Origin of the sequence: Thalassolituus sp. UBA2009 (genome assembly GCF_002335285.1) — a bacterium.
In the GTDB taxonomy this organism is placed as follows: domain Bacteria; phylum Pseudomonadota; class Gammaproteobacteria; order Pseudomonadales; family Oceanobacteraceae; genus Venatoribacter; species Venatoribacter alkanivorans.
This window is the reverse complement of the sequence record NZ_DDCJ01000058.1, coordinates 50,776-68,929: the sequence shown is the minus strand read 5'-3', so window position 1 is coordinate 68,929 and position 18,154 is coordinate 50,776. Positions and strand designations below refer to the sequence as shown.

The following is an 18,154-nucleotide window of genomic DNA, read 5'->3' as shown; positions in this document are numbered from 1 at the left end:
AATTCGTGCTATTCCGTTTATTATCAAAAATCTTTTTACCAGCGTTCAGGCTGTTATGCCCTGTTGCGCTTTTACTCACCTTGTCATCGTTAACGGTTGCGGCTGAAGTTAATCAGGAGACAGGGCAAGCCATTCCGCTGGTCGTGACGTCAACGGTTCAGCCCTGGGGATTTTCTGATACAGAGAAAGCCAATAAAGGCATTCTGGTGGATTTTCAGAACTCGCTGTTTGCCCGCGCCAATATTAAGTTCAACAACCAGCTGGAGCCCTACCCTCGGGTAATTCAGGATATTGAAAAAGGCGACGCCGACATTGCTGTTATGTTTGTCAGTCCACAGGCTGAGCGTATTGCTCACTCACTGGGGTTCGTGCTCAACGAACGCATCGTTATCGTGGTAAAAGCCGGCAGTAAAAAATACCGCTCGCTGGATGATTTTAATGGCCAGAACATTGGTCAGGTACGCGGCTCAAAATATGGCCAGGCCTTTGATACTCATCCGGGCATTACCCGGGTCGCTCTGACCGATGTTGAACAGGGATTAAAAATGCTGCTGGCCGGGCGTCTGGATGCCATGGCCAGCACTGAGCATTCGCTGCTGTTTGCCATGTACAGCGCCGGTATCGATGCCGCCGCCGTTCAGCTGGCGTTGCCATTATTTACCGCCCGCGCCGACCTCTATGTCGCCCATCATGCGCTGCAGGCAGAGTGGGTCAAGCCATTGCGGCAGACACTGGAGGCGATGCGCCGTGATGGCAGTCTGACAAAAGCGCTGTATCAGCATAAATACTGGCCTTACGACAGCTACTGTTTCAGCGACGGTGACTGCCTCAGCGGCCATCAGGTCAGTGGCGACTGAAACGCCCGCCAGCCTTTCAGCGGCCGTCGTACTCCTCACCAAACAACGTGCTCATCTGCCGCTGTGGTTTCTCATTAATATTGGCTTTACCGGCTAAATAGCGCTCACGGAAAACTGCAAAATACTCTGCCAGCGCCTGCGCAGCAGCGTGGTCTTCGGCCAGTTTTAATATCTCCACACCGACCTCAGCCGTGCATAACTGATGCAGATGTGCGGCTTCGCGCAGCTGATATTCCGAACCTTTTTCCGGCTGAATGCCGAGCACCGGCAGAGTCTGCAGATAGGGGCTGCGGAACATTTTTTTCGCTTCACGCCAGGTGCCGTCGAGCATCACAAACAACGGAATTTTGCCCTGCTGCACGGCTGGTAATTGCGCCGGAGAATGAATACAGCGTTCGGGCTGCGCATACTGATGCGGAAACACCACAATCGGGGCATAACGCTCATCCTGCAGCAGCGCCAGTAACTCAGGGTCATGCACCGTCCGCTGCCACTGGTAGGCGTAATTATCGGCCACCACATCGGCAATCAGCCGCCCGGTATTACTCGGTTTAAATACTTCACCGTGATACATGATAAAAACAAACGCGCTGCGGCTGCTGACTTCCGGTCGCTCAGCACAGATGCAATGGCTGACGCCCAGCAGACACTGCGGACAACGCACGGTTTTGCTGCCGCGCGCCAGGAAAGCACGGCGGGATTTCGCCAGTTCCTGCAGGCGCAGGTCAGCGACAGAGTTACGATGCATTGGCGTTGTTACCCACAGGCGAATAAAGAAAAGGCGCGCATTCTACCCTGCACAGGGGCTAACGCGAAGATGGCTACAGGCTGCGCCAGAGCTCGGGTAAACCCGCTACAGAATCCAGCAGGTATTGCGGCTGCAATCCGGCACTGTCGGCGTCTTCGTCACCCGGCCGGTATTTGCCGGTACGCACCAGTGCGCCGTGAATACCACAGGCCTGAGCGCCCAGCACATCACCGAGGCGGTCATCACCGATCATCAGGGTTTGCTCTGCCGTAACATTAAGCGCCGCCAGCGCCTGCTGAAAAAACGAGGCCGCCGGTTTCCCCATCACCAGCGCCTGCCGCCCAGTCGCGTATTCCAGTGCCTTAACAAAGGGGCCGACATCCAGCTGCAGCCCATCGGCGGCAGCGAAATAGCGCGTCATTCCTAATGCCAGCAAGGGAATATCAGGATCAGCCATCAGCACCCGGAACGCCTGATTCAGCACCTCAAAGGTAAAACCGGTACCCATATCACCGATCACCAGCGCCTCGGTATCGTCACCACCGCTCAGATCAAACATGCCGAACTCGCTGCACACCGCCTGCGGTAACAGCACATGCAGACGCTGCTTACGCTGTTGCTGCAGCCACAGCCGCGCGGCAATCGGCGGGGTAAGAATATCGGCTTCGGCAGCGGCAATGCCCGCAGCCTGCAGATCGGCTGCAATACGGCTGGCGGGTTTGGAGGTGGTATTGGTTAAAAACCGGTAAGGAATGCCCTGCTGCTGCACCCAACTCAGGGTTTGCGCAGCACCGGGCAGTGCTGCGCCTTTAAATAACAGGACACCATCGATATCAAAGAGAACCGCCTGCATAACGCCTCCTCTGCTGTTCTGTCTACCCGTTCTGTCTGCCCGTTCATCTGCGACAGAATCATCACCTGAATAAACAGACTACTACAAGCTGCAGCAGCCAGCAGAAAACTGCGTTGATCTGCTCAGCGCTTCTCAGTCACACAGACCATCGTCCGGTAACAAATGCTCGTAACGGGCGTCGGTCAGGGTGCGCAGGAAGCAGACGATGGCCTCGGCATCGGCTTGCGTCATCTGATCGCCAGTATTCAGCTCGGTGAAACTGATATTGGCATTCACTTCCGGTGCAGCCCAGGCGACACCGGTTTCCGGGTTAATGGCATTGGCCGGATTGTTAAAGTGATCGTAGAACAGCACAACGGTTGTCAGATCCTGAAAAATACCGTTATGCATATAAGGCCCGGTAACGGCAACGTTGCGTAACGTCGGTACCTTGAATTTGCCATTCTGCGCGCTTTCAGCCAATACACCACCCAGGCCCAGATCAGGCTGGTTCACACCATTACGGCTGCGCACCGCGGTATTCTCCGGCACGCCAATATTGTGATACTCAAAACCGGTGAACAGTTCGCCACTACGGCCCTGACTGAGACGCATATGACAGGCCGAACAGTTGGTATCGGTTTCAGAGAAAAACAACGCCTTACCGGTGGCCGCTTTGCTGCCCGGTTCATAGGTGTAAGCACCGGTCAAGGAGCGGTCATAGGCGGAATCGAACGGGTAAAACGTATCGCTGAATTCAAAGGCCTGAATGGCTTCCGTCATTGCGGTATAGGCAGCATCGGTATCGTTAAACACATCACTGCCGTACAGAAATTCAAACGCCGCCACATAGTCTGCATTTTCACGCAGACGATCGACCACGCTGGCTTTATCGGGCATGCCCATTTCCAGCGGGTTTAACGGCGGACCACCGGCCTGAGCAGACAGAGTGGCGGCACGGCCATCGTGGAATTGTCCGCCCAGATAGCCGCTGTAATCAGCCAGTTTGGTATTAAAGCGGGCTCTGCTGCCGTTTTTGAAAGCCGGTGAAAATGCGGCGTACATTGCCGTCGGGGCATTACGATCCCCCAGAGAAACACCATCAGCGCCGGTAGAGACTGCAACAACCTTGTCACCGGCATTCTTCCGGCTGTCGATAAAGGCATTGCCCGGGTTATGGCAACTGGCGCAGGATTGCTGACGATTGAACGACAGGTTTTTATCTGAAAACAGCGATTTTCCCAAAGCGATCAGGGTTGGATCATCAATCGCCGGGGTGGTCGGAGCCGCCTCTTTGTCGCCGCTGTCACTGCTGCCACCGCAGCCCGTCAATACCATCACCAGGGCAAGAATCGCCCAATTTTTTACTGCCATAACAACGCCGCTCACCGCAGAAACTTATCAGAAGGCCGGAGTTTACTACGAGCGGGTTGATATAAAAAAGGTATCTATGTCAATCTAATGGCTCTTGCAAATCATTAGCATTTACATTACTTTGCGTTCCACTCTGAAGAACCGGCGTTTCTGCGCCACGCTTACTCTGCACTCATAAGGAATTATGTCATGCGCCTTTTGCCTCTTGTTACCTGTATTACAGCCGCGTCCATACTGTCAGCCTGTGGCGGCTCCTCCAGCTCTGACTCTGACAGCACCCTGGATAATGCGCGCAAAGTGCTGAACACCAATGCTGAGATTGCATACGCTGTGTACAGCGATTCGGTTGACACCGCCAAAGCGCTGCAAACAGCCATCAACGAACTGGCAACTGCGGCAGCCAATGCTACTGACGCAAGCGATACAACACTGATCGCAGCCCACAAAGCAGCGAAAAAAGCCTGGCTGGTTGCCCGCGAACCTTATGGTCAGAGTGAAGTTTACCGCTTCCGTAACAGCCCGATTGATTCAACCGACTACAGCAGCGAAGACGGCCCGGAAGGTGCAATCAACGCCTGGCCATTAGGCGAAGCACTGATCGACTACGTTGAAATCGGCGGTGACTTTGATAACGGCCAGATCGATGCTGCGACCACACTGACCAGCGTCGGCACAAGCACCACAGTGACCGTCGATGGTGTTGATCGCACGCTGAACGTAATCGACGCAGCGCAGGCCCAGTCCGACAAACGCAACAACATTATTGGCCGCCTGAGCGTTGCACAGATCGAAGCTGACGCAGACGATGATGGTATTGCCGATATCCTCAGTGCCTCAGAAGAAGGGGATGGCCGTGACGTGATCTCCGGTTACCACGCCATTGAATTTATGCTGTGGGGTCAGGACCTGAATGATGACGGCGACGTGACCACCGGTAATGACCGCGATAGCGCCGTAAAAACCCACGATGCAGCCAATCTGGCCAGCGGTGGTCTGCGCGGTGCTTTTGACTTCGTTGAACCGACCTACGGTGACCGCCGTCTGGCTTTCCTGAAAGTCGTAACGGCCAAACTGGTGGCCGATCTGGAAAGCGTACAGGCAGGTTGGGCGCCAGGTGCCAGCTACCGTACAGCTTTTACCAGCGTCAGCAATGAAGCGGCGGCGAAAGGTAAAATTACCGAAATTCTGACCGGTATGGCGACTCTGTCTCAGGGTGAGCTGGCTGGCGAGCGTATGCAGATTTCTTTCGCGGATAACTCTCAGGAAGACGAACACTCCTGCTTCTCTGACAACACTCACCGCGATATCTGGCTAGATGCCGAAGGTGTGTCTAACTCGTTCTATGGTCAATACGCCGGTTACGACTCCACCCTGAACGGTACTGACGATGTGACCACCCGTGCTGTTAACGGTTACGGTCTGGATGATTTCCTGAAAGACGAAGGTAAATCAGAGCTGGCCAACGAACTGAGCGCGCTGCTGGCAACAACCGAAGTTGCCTACAAATCCATTGATACCAAAGCCCGTGCCGGTGAGCCGGTCGACGTTCAGATCATGGAAGCCAACAACAATACAGGGACGCCCATGGCCAACACCATTCTGGCGCTGACCGCTCAGGCGAACAAAATTGCTGAAGTGGCCACCCAGTTGGATATCAACGATCCGGTACTGGATCCGGACGGTACTGCCTGCAATACCACCAATCCAACCTCCAGCTGTGACTGATCAGAGGGAATACTTCAGAGCATGAGCCGTATATTGCCTGAAGCCGTAACACGCAGAAGCCAGGCGGGATTTTCCCGACTGGCTTCTGCATTATTGACGGCCCTGTGTTTCGCCCTGCCGCTCACGGCCTGTTCACCGGACAGCGGCATCAATCCACAACTGCCCGGCGGGAATGGCAGTACCCGCTCAATCCGCTTTGCCGATCTGGAGCTCCCTCTCAGCACCCTGACTCAGGAACAGCTGCCGCAGTTTCATGCGGGTAAAGCACTGGCACACCAACCCTGGGTGAAAGCGCCAACCATTACCGATGCCCGTGACGGACTCGGTCCGCTGTACAACGCCAACACCTGCCTGGCCTGCCATATGGGCGGCGGGCGCGGCATTCTGCCAGCCTCTTCCAGCGTACCGGTGTTCAGTGCGTTATTACGCCTGAGCGTAGCCGCGGACAACACCAGCAACAGCACGACGGCAACCGTCCTGCAGCAGGAAGGAGTTATCCCCCATCCGCTCTATGGTGACCAGCTGCAGGTTCAGTCCACCGCGCTCAGCCACGAATTGCGTCATAAAAAACCGGACGCCATGAACGCAGCAGATGAAACAGCCCCCGAAGCCTATCTGTACATCAACTGGCAGCCGCAATTATTCCGCTACTCCGATGGCACTCAGGTAAACCTGCGCCGCCCCGAACCGGTGGTGAAATATCTGGCCTATGGTCCGCTGGGCGAGGCGACTCATGTCAGCCTGCGGATTGCTCCGGCGATTCACGGTATGGGGCTGATTGAGCAGGTACCGCAGCAGGCTATTGATGCACTGGCCGACCCGGATGACCAAAACGGCGATGGTATTTCCGGCCGTGTGAACCGGGTCTGGGATGCCCGCAGTCAGTCAACACAACCCGGACGCTTCGGCCTGAAAGCCAATAAGCCAACGCTGGAAATGACGGTTGCCGGAGCCTTTGCCAACGACATCGGTATCAGTAATCCGTTATTCCCGTCGCAGCCATGCACCACCGCCCAGCAACGCTGCCAGCAACAGCTCAGCGGCAATAACGCCGATGGTTTTGAATTACCGGACGCCCTTCTCTCTCTGGTGGTCGATTTCAACCGTGCTCTGGGTGTACCGGCACGTTCTGCACAACAGGTCAGTGCAACAGACGCGGGGGCCATACTGTTCAGCGACAGCGGTTGCAGTCTGTGCCATCAGCCGTCTTTTACGACCGCCGGCGACGGACGTTTTCCGCAGTTAGCCGGGCAGAAAATCTGGCCATTTTCCGACTTTTTATTACATGATATGGGCCCGGATCTGGCCGATAACCGCAGCGATTTTCTCGCCAGTGGCCGTGAATGGCGCACCGCGCCGTTATGGGGAATGGCCTCTGTTCTGTCCATCAGCCAGCGCTTTCATAAACAAGCCGGACTACTGCACGATGGCCGTGCCACCAGCGTCGAAGAAGCCATTCTCTGGCATGGTGGCGAAGCTGAAGGTTCCCGTCAGAAATTTATTGAGTTATCTCAGACTGAGCGTAAGGCTCTGTTATCGTTTGTGGAGTCTCTTTAATGAATCACCGTTTTTTAGCGGACGCATTAATTACCCGCCGGACAACATTAAAAGCCCTCGCCGGCCTCAGTGCCGCCGCACTGGCCGGATGTGAAAAATCATCCGCAACCGCACCGGGTGAAATGTATTTATCGGCACAGGGACGGGATGATGCTCATTTCGCTCTGAGCTGGATTAATCAGCAGCACAACGCGGCTTCTGTTTTATCCGGTTTCCGCGGACACGGCGCAGCGCAGCATCCTCTTGAGCCGTGGCGCGTCGTGATGTACTCCCGTCACCCCGGTATTTATGCCATGGAAGTGGATATCCGTTCCGGGCAGATAACACACAGAATTGAAAGCCCGGAAGGCCATTGCATGCACGGCCACGGAGCCTTCTCTGCCGATGGCCTGTGGATGTACAGTACAGAGTCAGATTACCGCAGCGGTGAAGGTAAAATACTGGTCAGAGACAGCCGTAATTATCAGCTGGCCGGTGAATTTTCCACCCATGGTATGGGGCCACATCAGATGCTGATGATGCCCGATCAGCGCACTCTGGTAATTGCCAACGGAGGGTTACGCACCCACCCCGATGCAGGCGGTGCCATTCTCAACCTCGACACCATGGATTCATCACTGGTGTATATCGACTCTGCCAGCGGTGAGCTGACCGGCCAGTACCGGCTGGATGAGAACAAAGCCAGCATACGTCATCTGGATGTTGCCGCAGACGGCACCGTTGCCGTTGCCACTCAGGTACAGCGCAGTGCCATGACAGATAATCATCTGGTATTTCTGGCGGCGCTGCACAAACCGGGCAGCGGCGCATTAATGCCACTGCATGCGCCAGACAGCCTGATGTCCAAATTCAATGATTACATGGGCAGCGTTGCAATCAGCCAACACGAACGCATCGCCGGTTTCACCAGCCCGCGCGGAAATCTGGCGGCATTCTGGCATCTGGATTCCGGCGAGCTGGCCGGATTTCATGCTTTTCATGATGTGTGCGGCCTGACTACAGCAGAGCAAGGACGTTATTTTGTGTTATCGAACTCCGCCGGTGAAGTCCGCTACATCAACGCGTTATCCCTGCAGGAAGAACGCAACCGCCGCCAGCAATTCGCCGGCATGCACTGGGACAACCACATGTTTACCTTTAATATTCGCGACCTTAACGCCTGACACAGCAGATTGATGATGAGAAATACTATTCGCATAAGTGCAGCACTGGTATTACCACTGCTGATCAGCAGCTGCGGAGGTGACCGCAGCAATGCTCCGTTAACGGTTTCTCCTGGCTCCATTCAGAAAGCCATTACCGAATTTACCGATCAAAGCCTGATACCGGTTATCGAAGATTTTAAACAGCAGACGACCCTGCTCAACACTCAGGCACAGAGCTTCTGCACCACGAGCCCGGATTTAAGCACGCTCACCACTCTGCAAAATCAATGGCAGGCGACAACCGCCGCCTGGTACAAAGTGCTGCCATTTAAATTCGGTCCGCTGGACGATAACCTGCTTGATCCCCGTTACCGCTATATCGACTATTTCCGCGAACGCGGCCGTGATCGCAGCGATGCTGTGCGCACCAAAATGGCGACATTTCTGGCTGGCAGCAGTGAATTTTCAGCCGAATTTTCTCTGGCCTATGAAGTCGGTCTGATGCCACTGGAACTGGCATTATTTGAAACCAGCGCCACGCAAAGCACAGACAACAGCGATATTCTCAGTGAGTATGGAGCCGGCAACCGCAAATGCACGGTACTGACCGGGCTGACCTCCCGTCTGGTGGCCGATGCCAATTATCTGCTGCAGGGCTGGCAGAACAGCTATCTGAGCAGCGATACATCCTACCGCGACCTGTTTACCGGCAATCAATTAAGCGACGGCAGTCAGGCCATCGATACGTTGCTGGTTTCTGTGCAGGAATATCTGGATTATCTGCCCAAGCGGGATGTGATCAGTGCCGCTTCGCTGATCGCTGACAATGGCTGGGACAATGCCCGCAGCAGCATCGATATGATCACCCAGATGCTGCAGGGCAAAGACAATACTGAGCTCAGTATTTTCGGCCTGATGAATGCTTCCGGGTACGACGTTGCCGCCAACAACATCAAAGGGACATTAATTCAGGCCAGGTTGCATCTTAACCAACAGGATGCCGTTTCCTTTTACGCGGATTCAGCCACTCTGGATGGATATTTTAAACGCGATATTCCCGATGCGCTGAAAATTCAGCTGGGCATCAACTTTACCGACGGCGATTAATTATTAAATTATTTTATAAGGGCAGATAGTCAATGAAAGCCAACCTGAAAAAACACGCCGCCCTGTTAGCCGGTGCGGTATTACTGGCCAATACACAACTGGCTCAGGCTGATGATCAGCAAACCATTATCGAGCTGCAGAAACGTATCGAACAGCTTGAGCAAAGTATGAACGAACGCCTGAATGCAATGGCCGACAGCATGGACAGCGCCCAACAATCGTCCGGCGCGGCTAATAAGGTGCATATCGGCGGTTATGGCGAAATGCATTACAACCATCTGGATGCCGATGGCACCGATACCCGCCAGATTGATTTACACCGTATGGTGCTGTTTTTTGGCTACGACTTCAGCGACCGCGCACGCTTTGTGTCTGAATTTGAAGTCGAGCACACACTGGTCAGCGATGGCGCCCGTGGCGCGGTAGAAATTGAACAGGCCTATGTTGAACTCGACCTGATGAGCAATATGCAGTTCCGCAGCGGTGTGATGCTGATGCCGGTCGGCATGATCAACGAGACCCATGAACCACCAACATTTTACGGTGTTGAGCGTCCGGTAATTGAAACCACCATTATCCCGACCACCTGGTATTCTGCCGGTATCAGCCTGACCCACCAGCTGGATAATGGCATCAGTTACGACCTGATGATTTCCGAAGGTCTGAAAACCGACGACCCGACCTACAACAGCGACGCCGATCCGTTTGATCTGAAATCCGGCAAACAAAAAGCATCTTTTGCCGATGCCTTCGATCTGGCCGTTACCGGGCGTGTCGTTTATCGCGGCAGTGCCGGTCTGGAACTGGCAGCTTACGCGCAGTATCAGCCGGATCTGGATCAGAGCGCAGAAATCTCTTATGCCGACGATGCGACACTGGTTGGCGCCCATGTGATTTATCAGCTGGGTGATATCACCACCAAAGCGCTGTACGCCCGCTGGGATTTAGGCGGTGATGCCGCTGACGCTGCCGGTAAAGCCGTACAGGATGGTGGTTACGTTGAAGTGAATTACCGCCTGAACGAACAATGGGGATTTTTTGCCCGCCAGAGCGCCTGGTCACAGAAAGATGATATGAACGCCAGCCAGAGCGATGCCGGTGTTAATTATTACCCGGTTGAAGGCATTGTGTTCAAAGCCGATATCCAGCAACAGAATAAAGACGCCGGTAACGCCGATGGCTTTAATCTGGGGATGGGTTATATGTTCTGATCGGGACTTCTATTTAAAGAGAGTTCTGAGACTTGTCATAAAAAAATGCCGGTGCGGTTTTCCGCCCCGGCATTTTTTATGCCTGCCTGTTGCTGTGACGTAAAACCGGGCTCAGAGCCAGCGCATACGCCGGAACAGCCAGAGTAATCCAACTGCCAGAAATCCCATAAAACCGAGCAGGATAAAATAGCCATCCTGAAATTTAAGCTCAGGAATATACTCAAAGTTCATACCGTAAAGCCCGGCGAGAAAACTCAGTGGTACAAAGATCGCGGTAATCACCGTCAGTACGCGCATGGTACTGTTCAGCTGATGCGAGGTAATGGAAATATAACCATCCACCAGATCACCGCAAAGATCATAAAACATCTGAGTCAGACTGTGCAGGCGCTCAAAACGATCATGCAGATCGTTAATCACATGGCGCATGCTTTCATCGTCCGGGAAAAAGGCATATTCCCCGGTGCGTAACTCGTCGGTGATGTTTTTATGGTAATTAAAGGTACGACGTAACTTCACCAGCCGTGATTTATAATTCATCAGCTCACGCATATGCTCGTCACTGCCCGCTTCTGACAGTTCATCTTCGAGCTCACCCAGACGTTCTTCAAAGGCCAGAATATTATCCAGATAGATCCCGGCCGAGGTGTGCATAATTTTCAATGCCAGCTGTGCCGGACTGCGCTGCAGATAAATACCGCCATTATCGGCCAGCAGACGATCGATACTCTGGGCAGCCTGAGGATGACGGGTCAGCAAAAAACGTTCACCGACAAAAAACGACAGCGACTGGCCGGTATAATTCAGGCCGGCATCAAAACCTGCAATACCACGGTAGAGAATAAAAATATGATCGGAAAACTCTTCCAGTTTCGGCGGATGACGGTCACGCAGGGCGTCTTTGATGGCCAGTGGATGACAACCAAAGGTCTGTAATATATTGCGTTCCTGTTCGGCATCGGCCTGCTGACTGTCAACCCAGATACGGCTTTCAGGCTGCGCCAGCCAGGCATCAATCAGCTCGGCACCGCCACTGCTGATCTGGCCCTGTGCGTTAATTAATATTGTCCTGATCACAGGTTTCTCCTTGCCGATAGGGCGATACATAAGCGTCAGAGACAAAGGTCGGGGAAAACCGCTGCTCAGTCAATGCTGTTACTGCTAGTGCCTTGTCAGAACAAAGCCATCTGCTGTCCGGCCAGGGCGGTAAAATCATCGTCGATGTAATGAAAAATAGCATCCGCCGTGGGTTTCAGCTGCTTTTCCAGATAATGATGATAATCCGCCGCGGCACCTGCACTGCCATCCAGCCAGACCGGTTCCGGGCCGTTAACCGTCCAGCGATAGGTAATCCAGCCGCCACGCTCAGCAAAACGCGAAGGTAACCCTTTTAATGCCAGCCATTGCTCCAGTTTGGCCGCAGCCTGGGCATGGGGCGGAATATTTTTCTGATAAGCCGGTAACGGCCGGCGCAGACGCCGGCGATAAGTCAGCAGATGATCCAGCTTGCCGCTCAACAATCCCTGAACCTGTTCGCGCAGCCAGTCCTGATACGGTTCCTGCAAAAAAATACGGCGGTATAACTCTGTCTGAAACTGGCGCGCCAGCGGTGTCCAGTCGGAACGGACCGCTTCCAGTCCTTTAAATACCAGTTCGCTTTCACCGCTGTTATTTTTTATCAGGCCGGCATAGCGCTTTTTGCTGCCGGTTTCTTCCCCGCGGATAGAGGGCATAAAAAAGCGCCGGTAATGGGTTTCGTATTCCATTTCCAGAAAGCTGTCGATGCCAAATTCCTGCGGCAAACGTTCAGCCCACCACTGATTCAGTTCGCGTACCAGACGCTGACCAATAACGTCCGCTTCGGCATCGCTGACACTGCGCTTGAGCCAGACAAAGACCGAATCGGTATCGCCATAAATCACATCAAAGCCCTGCTCTTCAATCCAGGCTGAGCTCTGCTGAATAATCTGATGGCCGCGCAGGGTAATGGAACTGGCCAGACGGGTATCGTAAAACCGGCAGCCATCGGAACCCAGTACGCCATAACAGGAAGCCATAATCACTTTAATAGCCTGACTCAGGGCTTTATTACCGGCTTTTTTCGCCTGCTCGCGCTTATCACCCAGTACCCGGATAAGTTCCGGCAGAATATGTTGCTCTTGATGAAACTGCGCACCAAAAAAGCCGGGCACAATATCGCGGGCTTCGGTGCTTTTTTCCGCCAGGCGCAGGCCTTCAGCCAGGCCCATAGGATCAATTTTAAAGGTGCGGATAATCGACGGGTACAGACTCTTAAAGTCCAGTACCAGCACATGCTCAAATAATCCGGGGCGTGAATCCATCACATAACCACCAGGGCTTTTCTGTGCGTGGTAACCTTCGCCAATATTCGGCGCCACAAAACCTGCGCGGTGCAGACGCGGCAGATACATATTTTCAAACGCTGCGACCGAGCCCCCCATACGGTCCATGCTGAGGCCGGTCATATGGGCACGTTCGATGGTAAAGTTCAGCAGATCAGCCTTTTCAAAAATCCGCCAGACCAGTTCGCAGTCTTTCAGGTTATAAGCCGCCAAAGCGGCTTTATCATGAATAAATAAATATTCGATATCACCGCCGCGGTCATCGCTCTGCAGCAGCTTGCTGTCACCGAGAAAATACTGGGCAACATCATTCAGGGCAAAACTCTCAAACTGCCAGGTGGCATTACGCAGCAGGTCGATGCCGTCAAGCACAACCCGGCCGGCAATATGCAGAAAAATCCGGTCGGGATTATTGGCACTGACCCGCCAGCTTAACTCGCTGCCGTCACGGCCAATAGTGAATGGAATGTTGTGCTCGGCGCATTTGCGCCGTAAAAAATCAAAATCGAACTGAATAACGTTCCAGCCCATGATAACGTCCGGATCGTATTCGGCAATTAATTGCAGAAAACGCCGCAGCAGCGCCGCCTCATCGGCCACTAATTCAGGAGAGCCATTGTCGTCAGTAGTGGCGGCAGCATCTGAATCGCCAACCATTACCACCTGTTGCCAGTCATCGGCATAAAAGCCGATGGAAAACAGCCGGTCAGGCTCTCCGCGACGCGGAAAAGAGGTTTCTATATCCAGCGATATACAGCGGAAGGCGGGCAGTGTGGGAAACGCCGCCTGCCCGGCCGGCAATGCCCGTAAACGTCCGCTCTGCTCATGTGAAAACGGCCGTTGCTCATCTGCGACCAGTCTGTCGGGCAGCTGTGCTGCGCCATAAATAAAGCGTTCCATCAGATAACGGTCGGTGGGGCGGATATCCACCTCGCGGCAAATAATGCCCTGCTCAAGTAAAACATCACGCCAGCGGTAGGTATAAGACGACGGCAGATAACAGGCGCTGGCCGGTTGTGCGGCAAAACTGTGCAGCGGCACATCGGCAATGCGCACCGGCCAGTTGAGGGTACGGGCAATATCGGCAGCACGTGCCGCATGTTCACGGTCAATAAAACACACCGCCGGCTGACGGATCTGCTGACGCACAGGTCCGCGCGCGGTATGCCACCAGAACGTCAGTACGGTGTGCAGGCCATCGTCTTGCTGCAGGTCGGTCCAGCTGCTGGTCAGCAGAAAAGCGTTGTTCATAGGGCGATCTATACTTGAAAGAACGGAGTTTACCGTAATTAAGGAATAACCTATGCCTACTCCCATCATAAGTCAGGATCCCATGTACCAGCTGCTGCGCAACGACGATGTGCAGGGCTTTAATAAAGCGCGGGATAGTGGCAAAACCTGTGACCTGCGGGGCTGTGATCTGCGCGGCCTGGATCTGCGCAATATCAACCTGAAAGGCATCGATCTTACCGACGCCTACTTCCGCGGCGCCGACCTGCGCGGCATTGATTTCCGCGGCTGCCGTATGGATGGTGTCAGCCTCGCCAATGCCAAAATCAGTGGCTGTTATTTTCCGCCCAGCATTCCGGCCGAGGAAATTCTGCTGTCAGTCAGCCACGGCACCCGGCTGCGCGATCAGGCACAATAAACGCATTGCCGCCCGGCCTCCTGCCGACAATTCAGCCAGTTATAAACCGGAGGTTGATCTGATCGTACCTTTTGCGCAAATTCCGCAGCCGCAGGTTCAAGCCCGCGGGGTTTTGCTGTACATTCCTGAGATCAATGACAGGATTGCCCGAAGAGGCAAAATGTGGGGGATAGCATGTTTCTGGTCGGCAAACCATCAGACACCATCGAACAGTTAATTAACCGGATTTCACATCTGGTACGACTGCTGCTGGAAGGGTTTGAACTGAGTAATACGCCCATCACACTGGAGGGTGTCGACGATCTTTATGAGCATTTCGACCGCGACCAGTTTTTTCTGATTCAGGACGGCATGCTGCATCTGAGTAAAAACGGCCAGAATCTGGTCAGCTTTGACGAAGGTGACCTGATTGGCATCATCCACTCCTTTGATCTGCCTTTACCAGTACTGCGTACCGACGAATACGTTGAACTGATCCCGATTGACCGCGACCGCTTCCTGCGCCACGTCTATTCCGATAAACGCCGCCAGCATTACTGGAGCCACTTTCTGGTGTGCCAGAATGCCCTGCTGCTGAACTATCTGGCCGATACCTTCAAAACCCAGGTAAGGCCAACCGCCGGCTTCCAGAATATTCAGCCCGGCGATGTCATTATTCAGCAGGGTGATCCCGCTGAGCATGTCTACACCATCATCAGCGGTGAAGCGGATGTGTTTGTTGATGGCGTCAAAGTCGGCGATATCGGCGAAGAAGAAGTCTTCGGTGCCATGGCGGTATTTACCGGCGAGCCTCGCAGCGCCACCGTCATCGCCCGCACACCCTGCACCATTATGGCGGTTCCACAGCATGACTTTATTCTGCTGATCGAAGCTCAGCCTAAAGCCGCGGTGAATCTGATTGAAAACCTGGCGCGCCGCATCACACTGATGAATCAGCAGCTGATCGACAAAGAATAAGCACCACGCTCAGCGGGAAACAAAAAAGCCGTGACAGTTTTCTGCCACGGCTTTTTTGTGCCCTGCATATGCTCAGGAAATATTTTCAAATATAAATGAGAATTATTATTGACAACTCTTTTGAGAATCATTATTGTTTACTCATCGACGTCAGAGATGGCGCCGGTGTTCTACACCTCATTCTGTTGTCGGGGTGAAGATCTCTCTCATCAAGCTAATCACGGTTGCTTTGCCCCTCTCTCTTTAAGAGCCGAGGGGCGTTTTTTTATCTGCTGTCCACGCCTGCTTACTCACACCCAGTGCAGGTAATCCCCCTCAAGCACCGTCTCAACGCGGAAGGTGTCACTGACCTGCTCCGCCGTTAATACTTCCCGTGCCGGCCCGTCCGCCACCAGACGACCACAGCAGAGCAGCAGCACCCGGTCGGCATAGCGCCGCGCCAGATTCAGATCGTGCACCACCATCAGCACGCTCTTACCCGCGGCCGTCAGCTGGCGAATATGGCTCATACATTGCTGCTGATGGCGCAGATCGAGCGCGCTCAGAGGCTCATCCAGCAGCCACAGCTGACTGTCGGCCTGATTCACCTGAATCCAGCTGCGCGCCAGCTGACAACGCTGTTGTTCACCACCGGACAACAGACGTACATCGCGCCCGGCCAGATAAGCGATATCCCAGGCCCGTAAGGCGCCCTGCACCTGAGTACGCAGTGCTACCACCGAGTCGCTGTGCGCCAGGCCACCCAGCTGCACCACCTCGCTCACCGACAGCGGAAAATTCATCGGGCTCAGCTGCGGCACCAAGGTGACCCGTTGCGCCCAGTCACGACGCTGCCAGTTACAGGTATCCTGCTGATTAAACTGCAGCATGCCACGATCAGGCTGCAGCATACCGGCCAGCATGTTCATCAGCGTCGATTTACCCGCCCCGTTGGGGCCCACCAGCATCACCAGCTCACCGCGGGCCAGCTGAAAACCGACATCATCCACAATGGCGGCACCAGCGCGGCTTAAGCCCAGCCCGGAAGCCTGAATCAGAGTCTCAGGGTTCACCATGCCAACCTCTTCTTCTCGCGGATCATCAGCGCAATAAACAACGGCGCCCCCAGCAATGTGGTGACGATACCGATCGGCAGTTCCGCCGGCGCCACAATCACCCGTGACAACATATCCGCCGCCACCAGCAAACAGCCGCCCAGCACCACCGCCAGCGGCAATACCCGCTGGTGCGCAGCACCGGTTAACAGGCGGGCAATATGCGGGCTGATCAGGCCAATAAAGCCGATCACACCACTGGCCGATACCGCCAGTGCCACACAGAGCGCAACCCAGATGACGACCTGCCACTGCAGACGACTGACCGAAACGCCCAGCGAGCGGGCCTCCACTTCGCCCAGCAACAGCGCATCCAGATTGCGTAAACGTTTTGGCCAGAAGATCACCGCGCCCAGCAGCACCGCGCTCATCGCCCCGACCCAACCCCAGTTGGCGCCGGATAAACTGCCCAGCGACCAGAAGGTAATCTGGCGCAGCGCATCGTCACTGGCCATATACGACAACAAACCAATCAAAGCTCCGGCAAGAACATTCACCGCTATCCCGGCCAGAATCAGAAAGCTCATGGCGTGCAGGGAATTGCCCTGCAGGCCGAGACGCAATACCAGCAGCAGTGCCACCACACCACCGGCAAAGGCGGCGATGGGCTGCGCCCAGTAAGGCAGCGCCAGACCCGCGGCCTGCAGCACCACAAACACGGCTGCCGCCACCGCCGCACCACCGGATACACCGATCAGCCCCGGATCGGCCAGCGGATTGCGCACCATGCCCTGGATCAGTACCCCGGCCCAGGCCAGCAAAGCCCCCACCAGAAAGGCCATCAGCACCCGTGGCAGGCGGATCTGCCAGAGAATGGTCTGGCCAACATCGGTATACAGCAGCCAGTCCAGACTTTGGCTGCCACTGGCCAGGCCAAGCAGAATAAAGATCAGTGGTAGCAGCAGGCATAACAGCAGGATATGCTTGCGCCGCTTCAGGGCGGTGTTCATCGCAGGAATTAACTCAGGCTGCAGGAAAGAATATGCGGGCATTGTGCCACACAGACACAATTGCGGAAGGACAGAGTAAAGGTTTTGAACTCGAAGGCCAGTCGGTCTTTGTTGTGCACAAACAGGGACAGTTCTTCGTGTATCACAATCAGTGCCCGCATCTGGGCATTAATCTGGAATGGTTACCGGACCAGTTTCTCGATAGTGATGGCTGCCTGATTCAGTGTGCCATGCACGGTGCGTTGTTTCTGATTGAAGATGGTCAGTGCATCGCCGGCCCCTGTCAGGGCCAGCGTTTAAGAGCCGTTGCGCATGAAATCCGCGATGGACGGATCTGGGCCGATCTGTAACGCCGCAAGCGGCCGTTACTTTTTCAGTTTATCGATACCGTCCTGCAGTACATCCTTACCGCCTTCCAGTAAGTCAGAGCCACCGTCTTTCAGGCGATCCATCAGCGCATCGGATTTAAACGGGTTAGCGAACGGATCACGGTCACGGATCAGGTTGGAACCAATCCAGGCGCCCAGCAAAAGACCAATAATGAGAATAATAAGATTGCGTTTCATCGTACTTACCTTGTTTTTGT

At 54.5% G+C, this 18,154-nt stretch carries 17 protein-coding genes; 9 read left to right on the top strand and 8 right to left on the bottom strand.

The genetic code is table 11. The annotated features are described in order from the left end of the window. Positions 1 to 80: 80 nt before the first annotated feature. A complete protein-coding gene (locus B3P58_RS06355) occupies positions 81 to 857 on the top strand; it encodes a substrate-binding periplasmic protein (RefSeq protein ID WP_286716537.1) in 777 nt (258 codons plus the stop codon). Between the two features lie 16 nt (positions 858 to 873). Here B3P58_RS06355 and B3P58_RS06350 read toward each other — a convergent pair whose 3' ends face one another. From B3P58_RS06350 to B3P58_RS06340, 3 genes are all read right to left on the bottom strand, one after another. Continuing rightward, positions 874 to 1,605, bottom strand: coding sequence for a tRNA-uridine aminocarboxypropyltransferase (locus tag B3P58_RS06350; RefSeq protein ID WP_286716536.1), 732 nt, complete (start codon positions 1,603 to 1,605; stop codon positions 874 to 876). A gap of 73 nt (positions 1,606 to 1,678) precedes the next feature. Next, positions 1,679 to 2,458, bottom strand: a complete 780-nt coding sequence (locus tag B3P58_RS06345; protein ID WP_286716534.1) for a TIGR01458 family HAD-type hydrolase — start codon at positions 2,456 to 2,458, stop codon at positions 1,679 to 1,681. 132 nt (positions 2,459 to 2,590) lie between these two features. Next, positions 2,591 to 3,811 (bottom strand): cytochrome-c peroxidase, encoded by a 1,221-nt coding sequence (locus B3P58_RS06340; protein ID WP_286716533.1) that lies wholly within the window; start codon positions 3,809 to 3,811, stop codon positions 2,591 to 2,593. Between the two features lie 189 nt (positions 3,812 to 4,000). Here B3P58_RS06340 and B3P58_RS06335 point away from each other — a divergent pair, with 189 nt between their 5' ends. Genes B3P58_RS06335 through B3P58_RS06315 form a run of 5 tightly spaced genes read left to right on the top strand, consistent with a single transcriptional unit; the run spans position 4,001 to position 10,556 of the window. After that, positions 4,001 to 5,536: an imelysin family protein gene (locus tag B3P58_RS06335; RefSeq protein ID WP_286716531.1), complete on the top strand. Its 1,536-nt coding sequence runs from the start codon at positions 4,001 to 4,003 to the stop codon at positions 5,534 to 5,536. Positions 5,537 to 5,557: 21 nt separating this feature from the next. Next, positions 5,558 to 7,093: a di-heme oxidoredictase family protein gene (locus B3P58_RS06330; RefSeq protein ID WP_286716530.1), complete on the top strand. Its 1,536-nt coding sequence runs from the start codon at positions 5,558 to 5,560 to the stop codon at positions 7,091 to 7,093. After that, positions 7,093 to 8,256, top strand: coding sequence for a DUF1513 domain-containing protein (locus B3P58_RS06325; RefSeq protein ID WP_286716529.1), 1,164 nt, complete (start codon positions 7,093 to 7,095; stop codon positions 8,254 to 8,256). The genes B3P58_RS06330 and B3P58_RS06325 overlap by 1 nt, the downstream gene beginning before the upstream one ends. Before the next feature lie 15 nt (positions 8,257 to 8,271). Continuing rightward, the gene (locus B3P58_RS06320) at positions 8,272 to 9,345 is read left to right on the top strand and encodes an imelysin family protein (RefSeq protein ID WP_286716528.1); all 1,074 of its coding nucleotides are present in this window, start codon (positions 8,272 to 8,274) and stop codon (positions 9,343 to 9,345) included. A 32-nt stretch (positions 9,346 to 9,377) separates the two neighbouring features. Beyond that, positions 9,378 to 10,556, top strand: coding sequence for a porin (locus B3P58_RS06315; RefSeq protein ID WP_286716527.1), 1,179 nt, complete (start codon positions 9,378 to 9,380; stop codon positions 10,554 to 10,556). Between the two features lie 111 nt (positions 10,557 to 10,667). Here B3P58_RS06315 and B3P58_RS06310 read toward each other — a convergent pair whose 3' ends face one another. After that, on the bottom strand, positions 10,668 to 11,633 hold the full coding sequence (locus B3P58_RS06310) for a magnesium transporter CorA family protein (protein WP_286716526.1): 966 nt from the start codon (positions 11,631 to 11,633) through the stop codon (positions 10,668 to 10,670). Between the two features lie 95 nt (positions 11,634 to 11,728). Continuing rightward, entirely contained in the window at positions 11,729 to 14,170 is a 2,442-nt protein-coding gene (locus tag B3P58_RS06305; RefSeq protein ID WP_286716525.1) for a DNA polymerase II, read from the bottom strand. A gap of 52 nt (positions 14,171 to 14,222) precedes the next feature. Here B3P58_RS06305 and B3P58_RS06300 point away from each other — a divergent pair, with 52 nt between their 5' ends. Both B3P58_RS06300 and B3P58_RS06295 read left to right on the top strand, forming a co-directional pair. Next, on the top strand, positions 14,223 to 14,567 hold the full coding sequence (locus B3P58_RS06300; protein WP_225692138.1) for a pentapeptide repeat-containing protein: 345 nt from the start codon (positions 14,223 to 14,225) through the stop codon (positions 14,565 to 14,567). A 162-nt stretch (positions 14,568 to 14,729) separates the two neighbouring features. Beyond that, complete coding sequence (locus B3P58_RS06295; protein WP_145469833.1) at positions 14,730 to 15,524, top strand: Crp/Fnr family transcriptional regulator; 795 nt, start codon at positions 14,730 to 14,732, stop codon at positions 15,522 to 15,524. A gap of 290 nt (positions 15,525 to 15,814) precedes the next feature. Here the strand turns inward: B3P58_RS06295 and B3P58_RS06290 are convergent, their stop codons facing one another. Together B3P58_RS06290 and B3P58_RS06285 are read right to left on the bottom strand one after the other, a co-directional pair. After that, on the bottom strand, positions 15,815 to 16,579 hold the full coding sequence (locus B3P58_RS06290) for an ATP-binding cassette domain-containing protein (protein ID WP_286716524.1): 765 nt from the start codon (positions 16,577 to 16,579) through the stop codon (positions 15,815 to 15,817). Beyond that, complete coding sequence (locus B3P58_RS06285) at positions 16,573 to 17,568, bottom strand: FecCD family ABC transporter permease (RefSeq protein WP_186435974.1); 996 nt, start codon at positions 17,566 to 17,568, stop codon at positions 16,573 to 16,575. The genes B3P58_RS06290 and B3P58_RS06285 overlap by 7 nt, the downstream gene beginning before the upstream one ends. Before the next feature lie 32 nt (positions 17,569 to 17,600). Here B3P58_RS06285 and B3P58_RS06280 point away from each other — a divergent pair, with 32 nt between their 5' ends. Continuing rightward, positions 17,601 to 17,918: a Rieske (2Fe-2S) protein gene (locus B3P58_RS06280; RefSeq protein WP_145469836.1), complete on the top strand. Its 318-nt coding sequence runs from the start codon at positions 17,601 to 17,603 to the stop codon at positions 17,916 to 17,918. A 15-nt stretch (positions 17,919 to 17,933) separates the two neighbouring features. Here the strand turns inward: B3P58_RS06280 and B3P58_RS06275 are convergent, their stop codons facing one another. Further along, the gene (locus B3P58_RS06275; RefSeq protein ID WP_230332642.1) at positions 17,934 to 18,134 is read right to left on the bottom strand and encodes a hypothetical protein; all 201 of its coding nucleotides are present in this window, start codon (positions 18,132 to 18,134) and stop codon (positions 17,934 to 17,936) included. Positions 18,135 to 18,154: the final 20 nt, after the last annotated feature.

Coding starts and splice junctions, on each gene's coding strand:
- B3P58_RS06350 (WP_286716536.1), bottom strand. CDS start 1,605: ATGCATCGTAACTCTGTCGCTGACCTGCGCCTGCAGGAACTGGCGAAA.
- B3P58_RS06345 (WP_286716534.1), bottom strand. CDS start 2,458: ATGCAGGCGGTTCTCTTTGATATCGATGGTGTCCTGTTATTTAAAGGC.
- B3P58_RS06340 (WP_286716533.1), bottom strand. CDS start 3,811: ATGGCAGTAAAAAATTGGGCGATTCTTGCCCTGGTGATGGTATTGACG.
- B3P58_RS06335 (WP_286716531.1), top strand. CDS start 4,001: ATGCGCCTTTTGCCTCTTGTTACCTGTATTACAGCCGCGTCCATACTG.
- B3P58_RS06330 (WP_286716530.1), top strand. CDS start 5,558: ATGAGCCGTATATTGCCTGAAGCCGTAACACGCAGAAGCCAGGCGGGA.
- B3P58_RS06325 (WP_286716529.1), top strand. CDS start 7,093: ATGAATCACCGTTTTTTAGCGGACGCATTAATTACCCGCCGGACAACA.
- B3P58_RS06320 (WP_286716528.1), top strand. CDS start 8,272: ATGAGAAATACTATTCGCATAAGTGCAGCACTGGTATTACCACTGCTG.
- B3P58_RS06315 (WP_286716527.1), top strand. CDS start 9,378: ATGAAAGCCAACCTGAAAAAACACGCCGCCCTGTTAGCCGGTGCGGTA.
- B3P58_RS06305 (WP_286716525.1), bottom strand. CDS start 14,170: ATGAACAACGCTTTTCTGCTGACCAGCAGCTGGACCGACCTGCAGCAA.
- B3P58_RS06300 (WP_225692138.1), top strand. CDS start 14,223: ATGCCTACTCCCATCATAAGTCAGGATCCCATGTACCAGCTGCTGCGC.
- B3P58_RS06290 (WP_286716524.1), bottom strand. CDS start 16,579: ATGGTGAACCCTGAGACTCTGATTCAGGCTTCCGGGCTGGGCTTAAGC.
- B3P58_RS06285 (WP_186435974.1), bottom strand. CDS start 17,568: ATGAACACCGCCCTGAAGCGGCGCAAGCATATCCTGCTGTTATGCCTG.
- B3P58_RS06280 (WP_145469836.1), top strand. CDS start 17,601: ATGCGGGCATTGTGCCACACAGACACAATTGCGGAAGGACAGAGTAAA.
- B3P58_RS06275 (WP_230332642.1), bottom strand. CDS start 18,134: ATGAAACGCAATCTTATTATTCTCATTATTGGTCTTTTGCTGGGCGCC.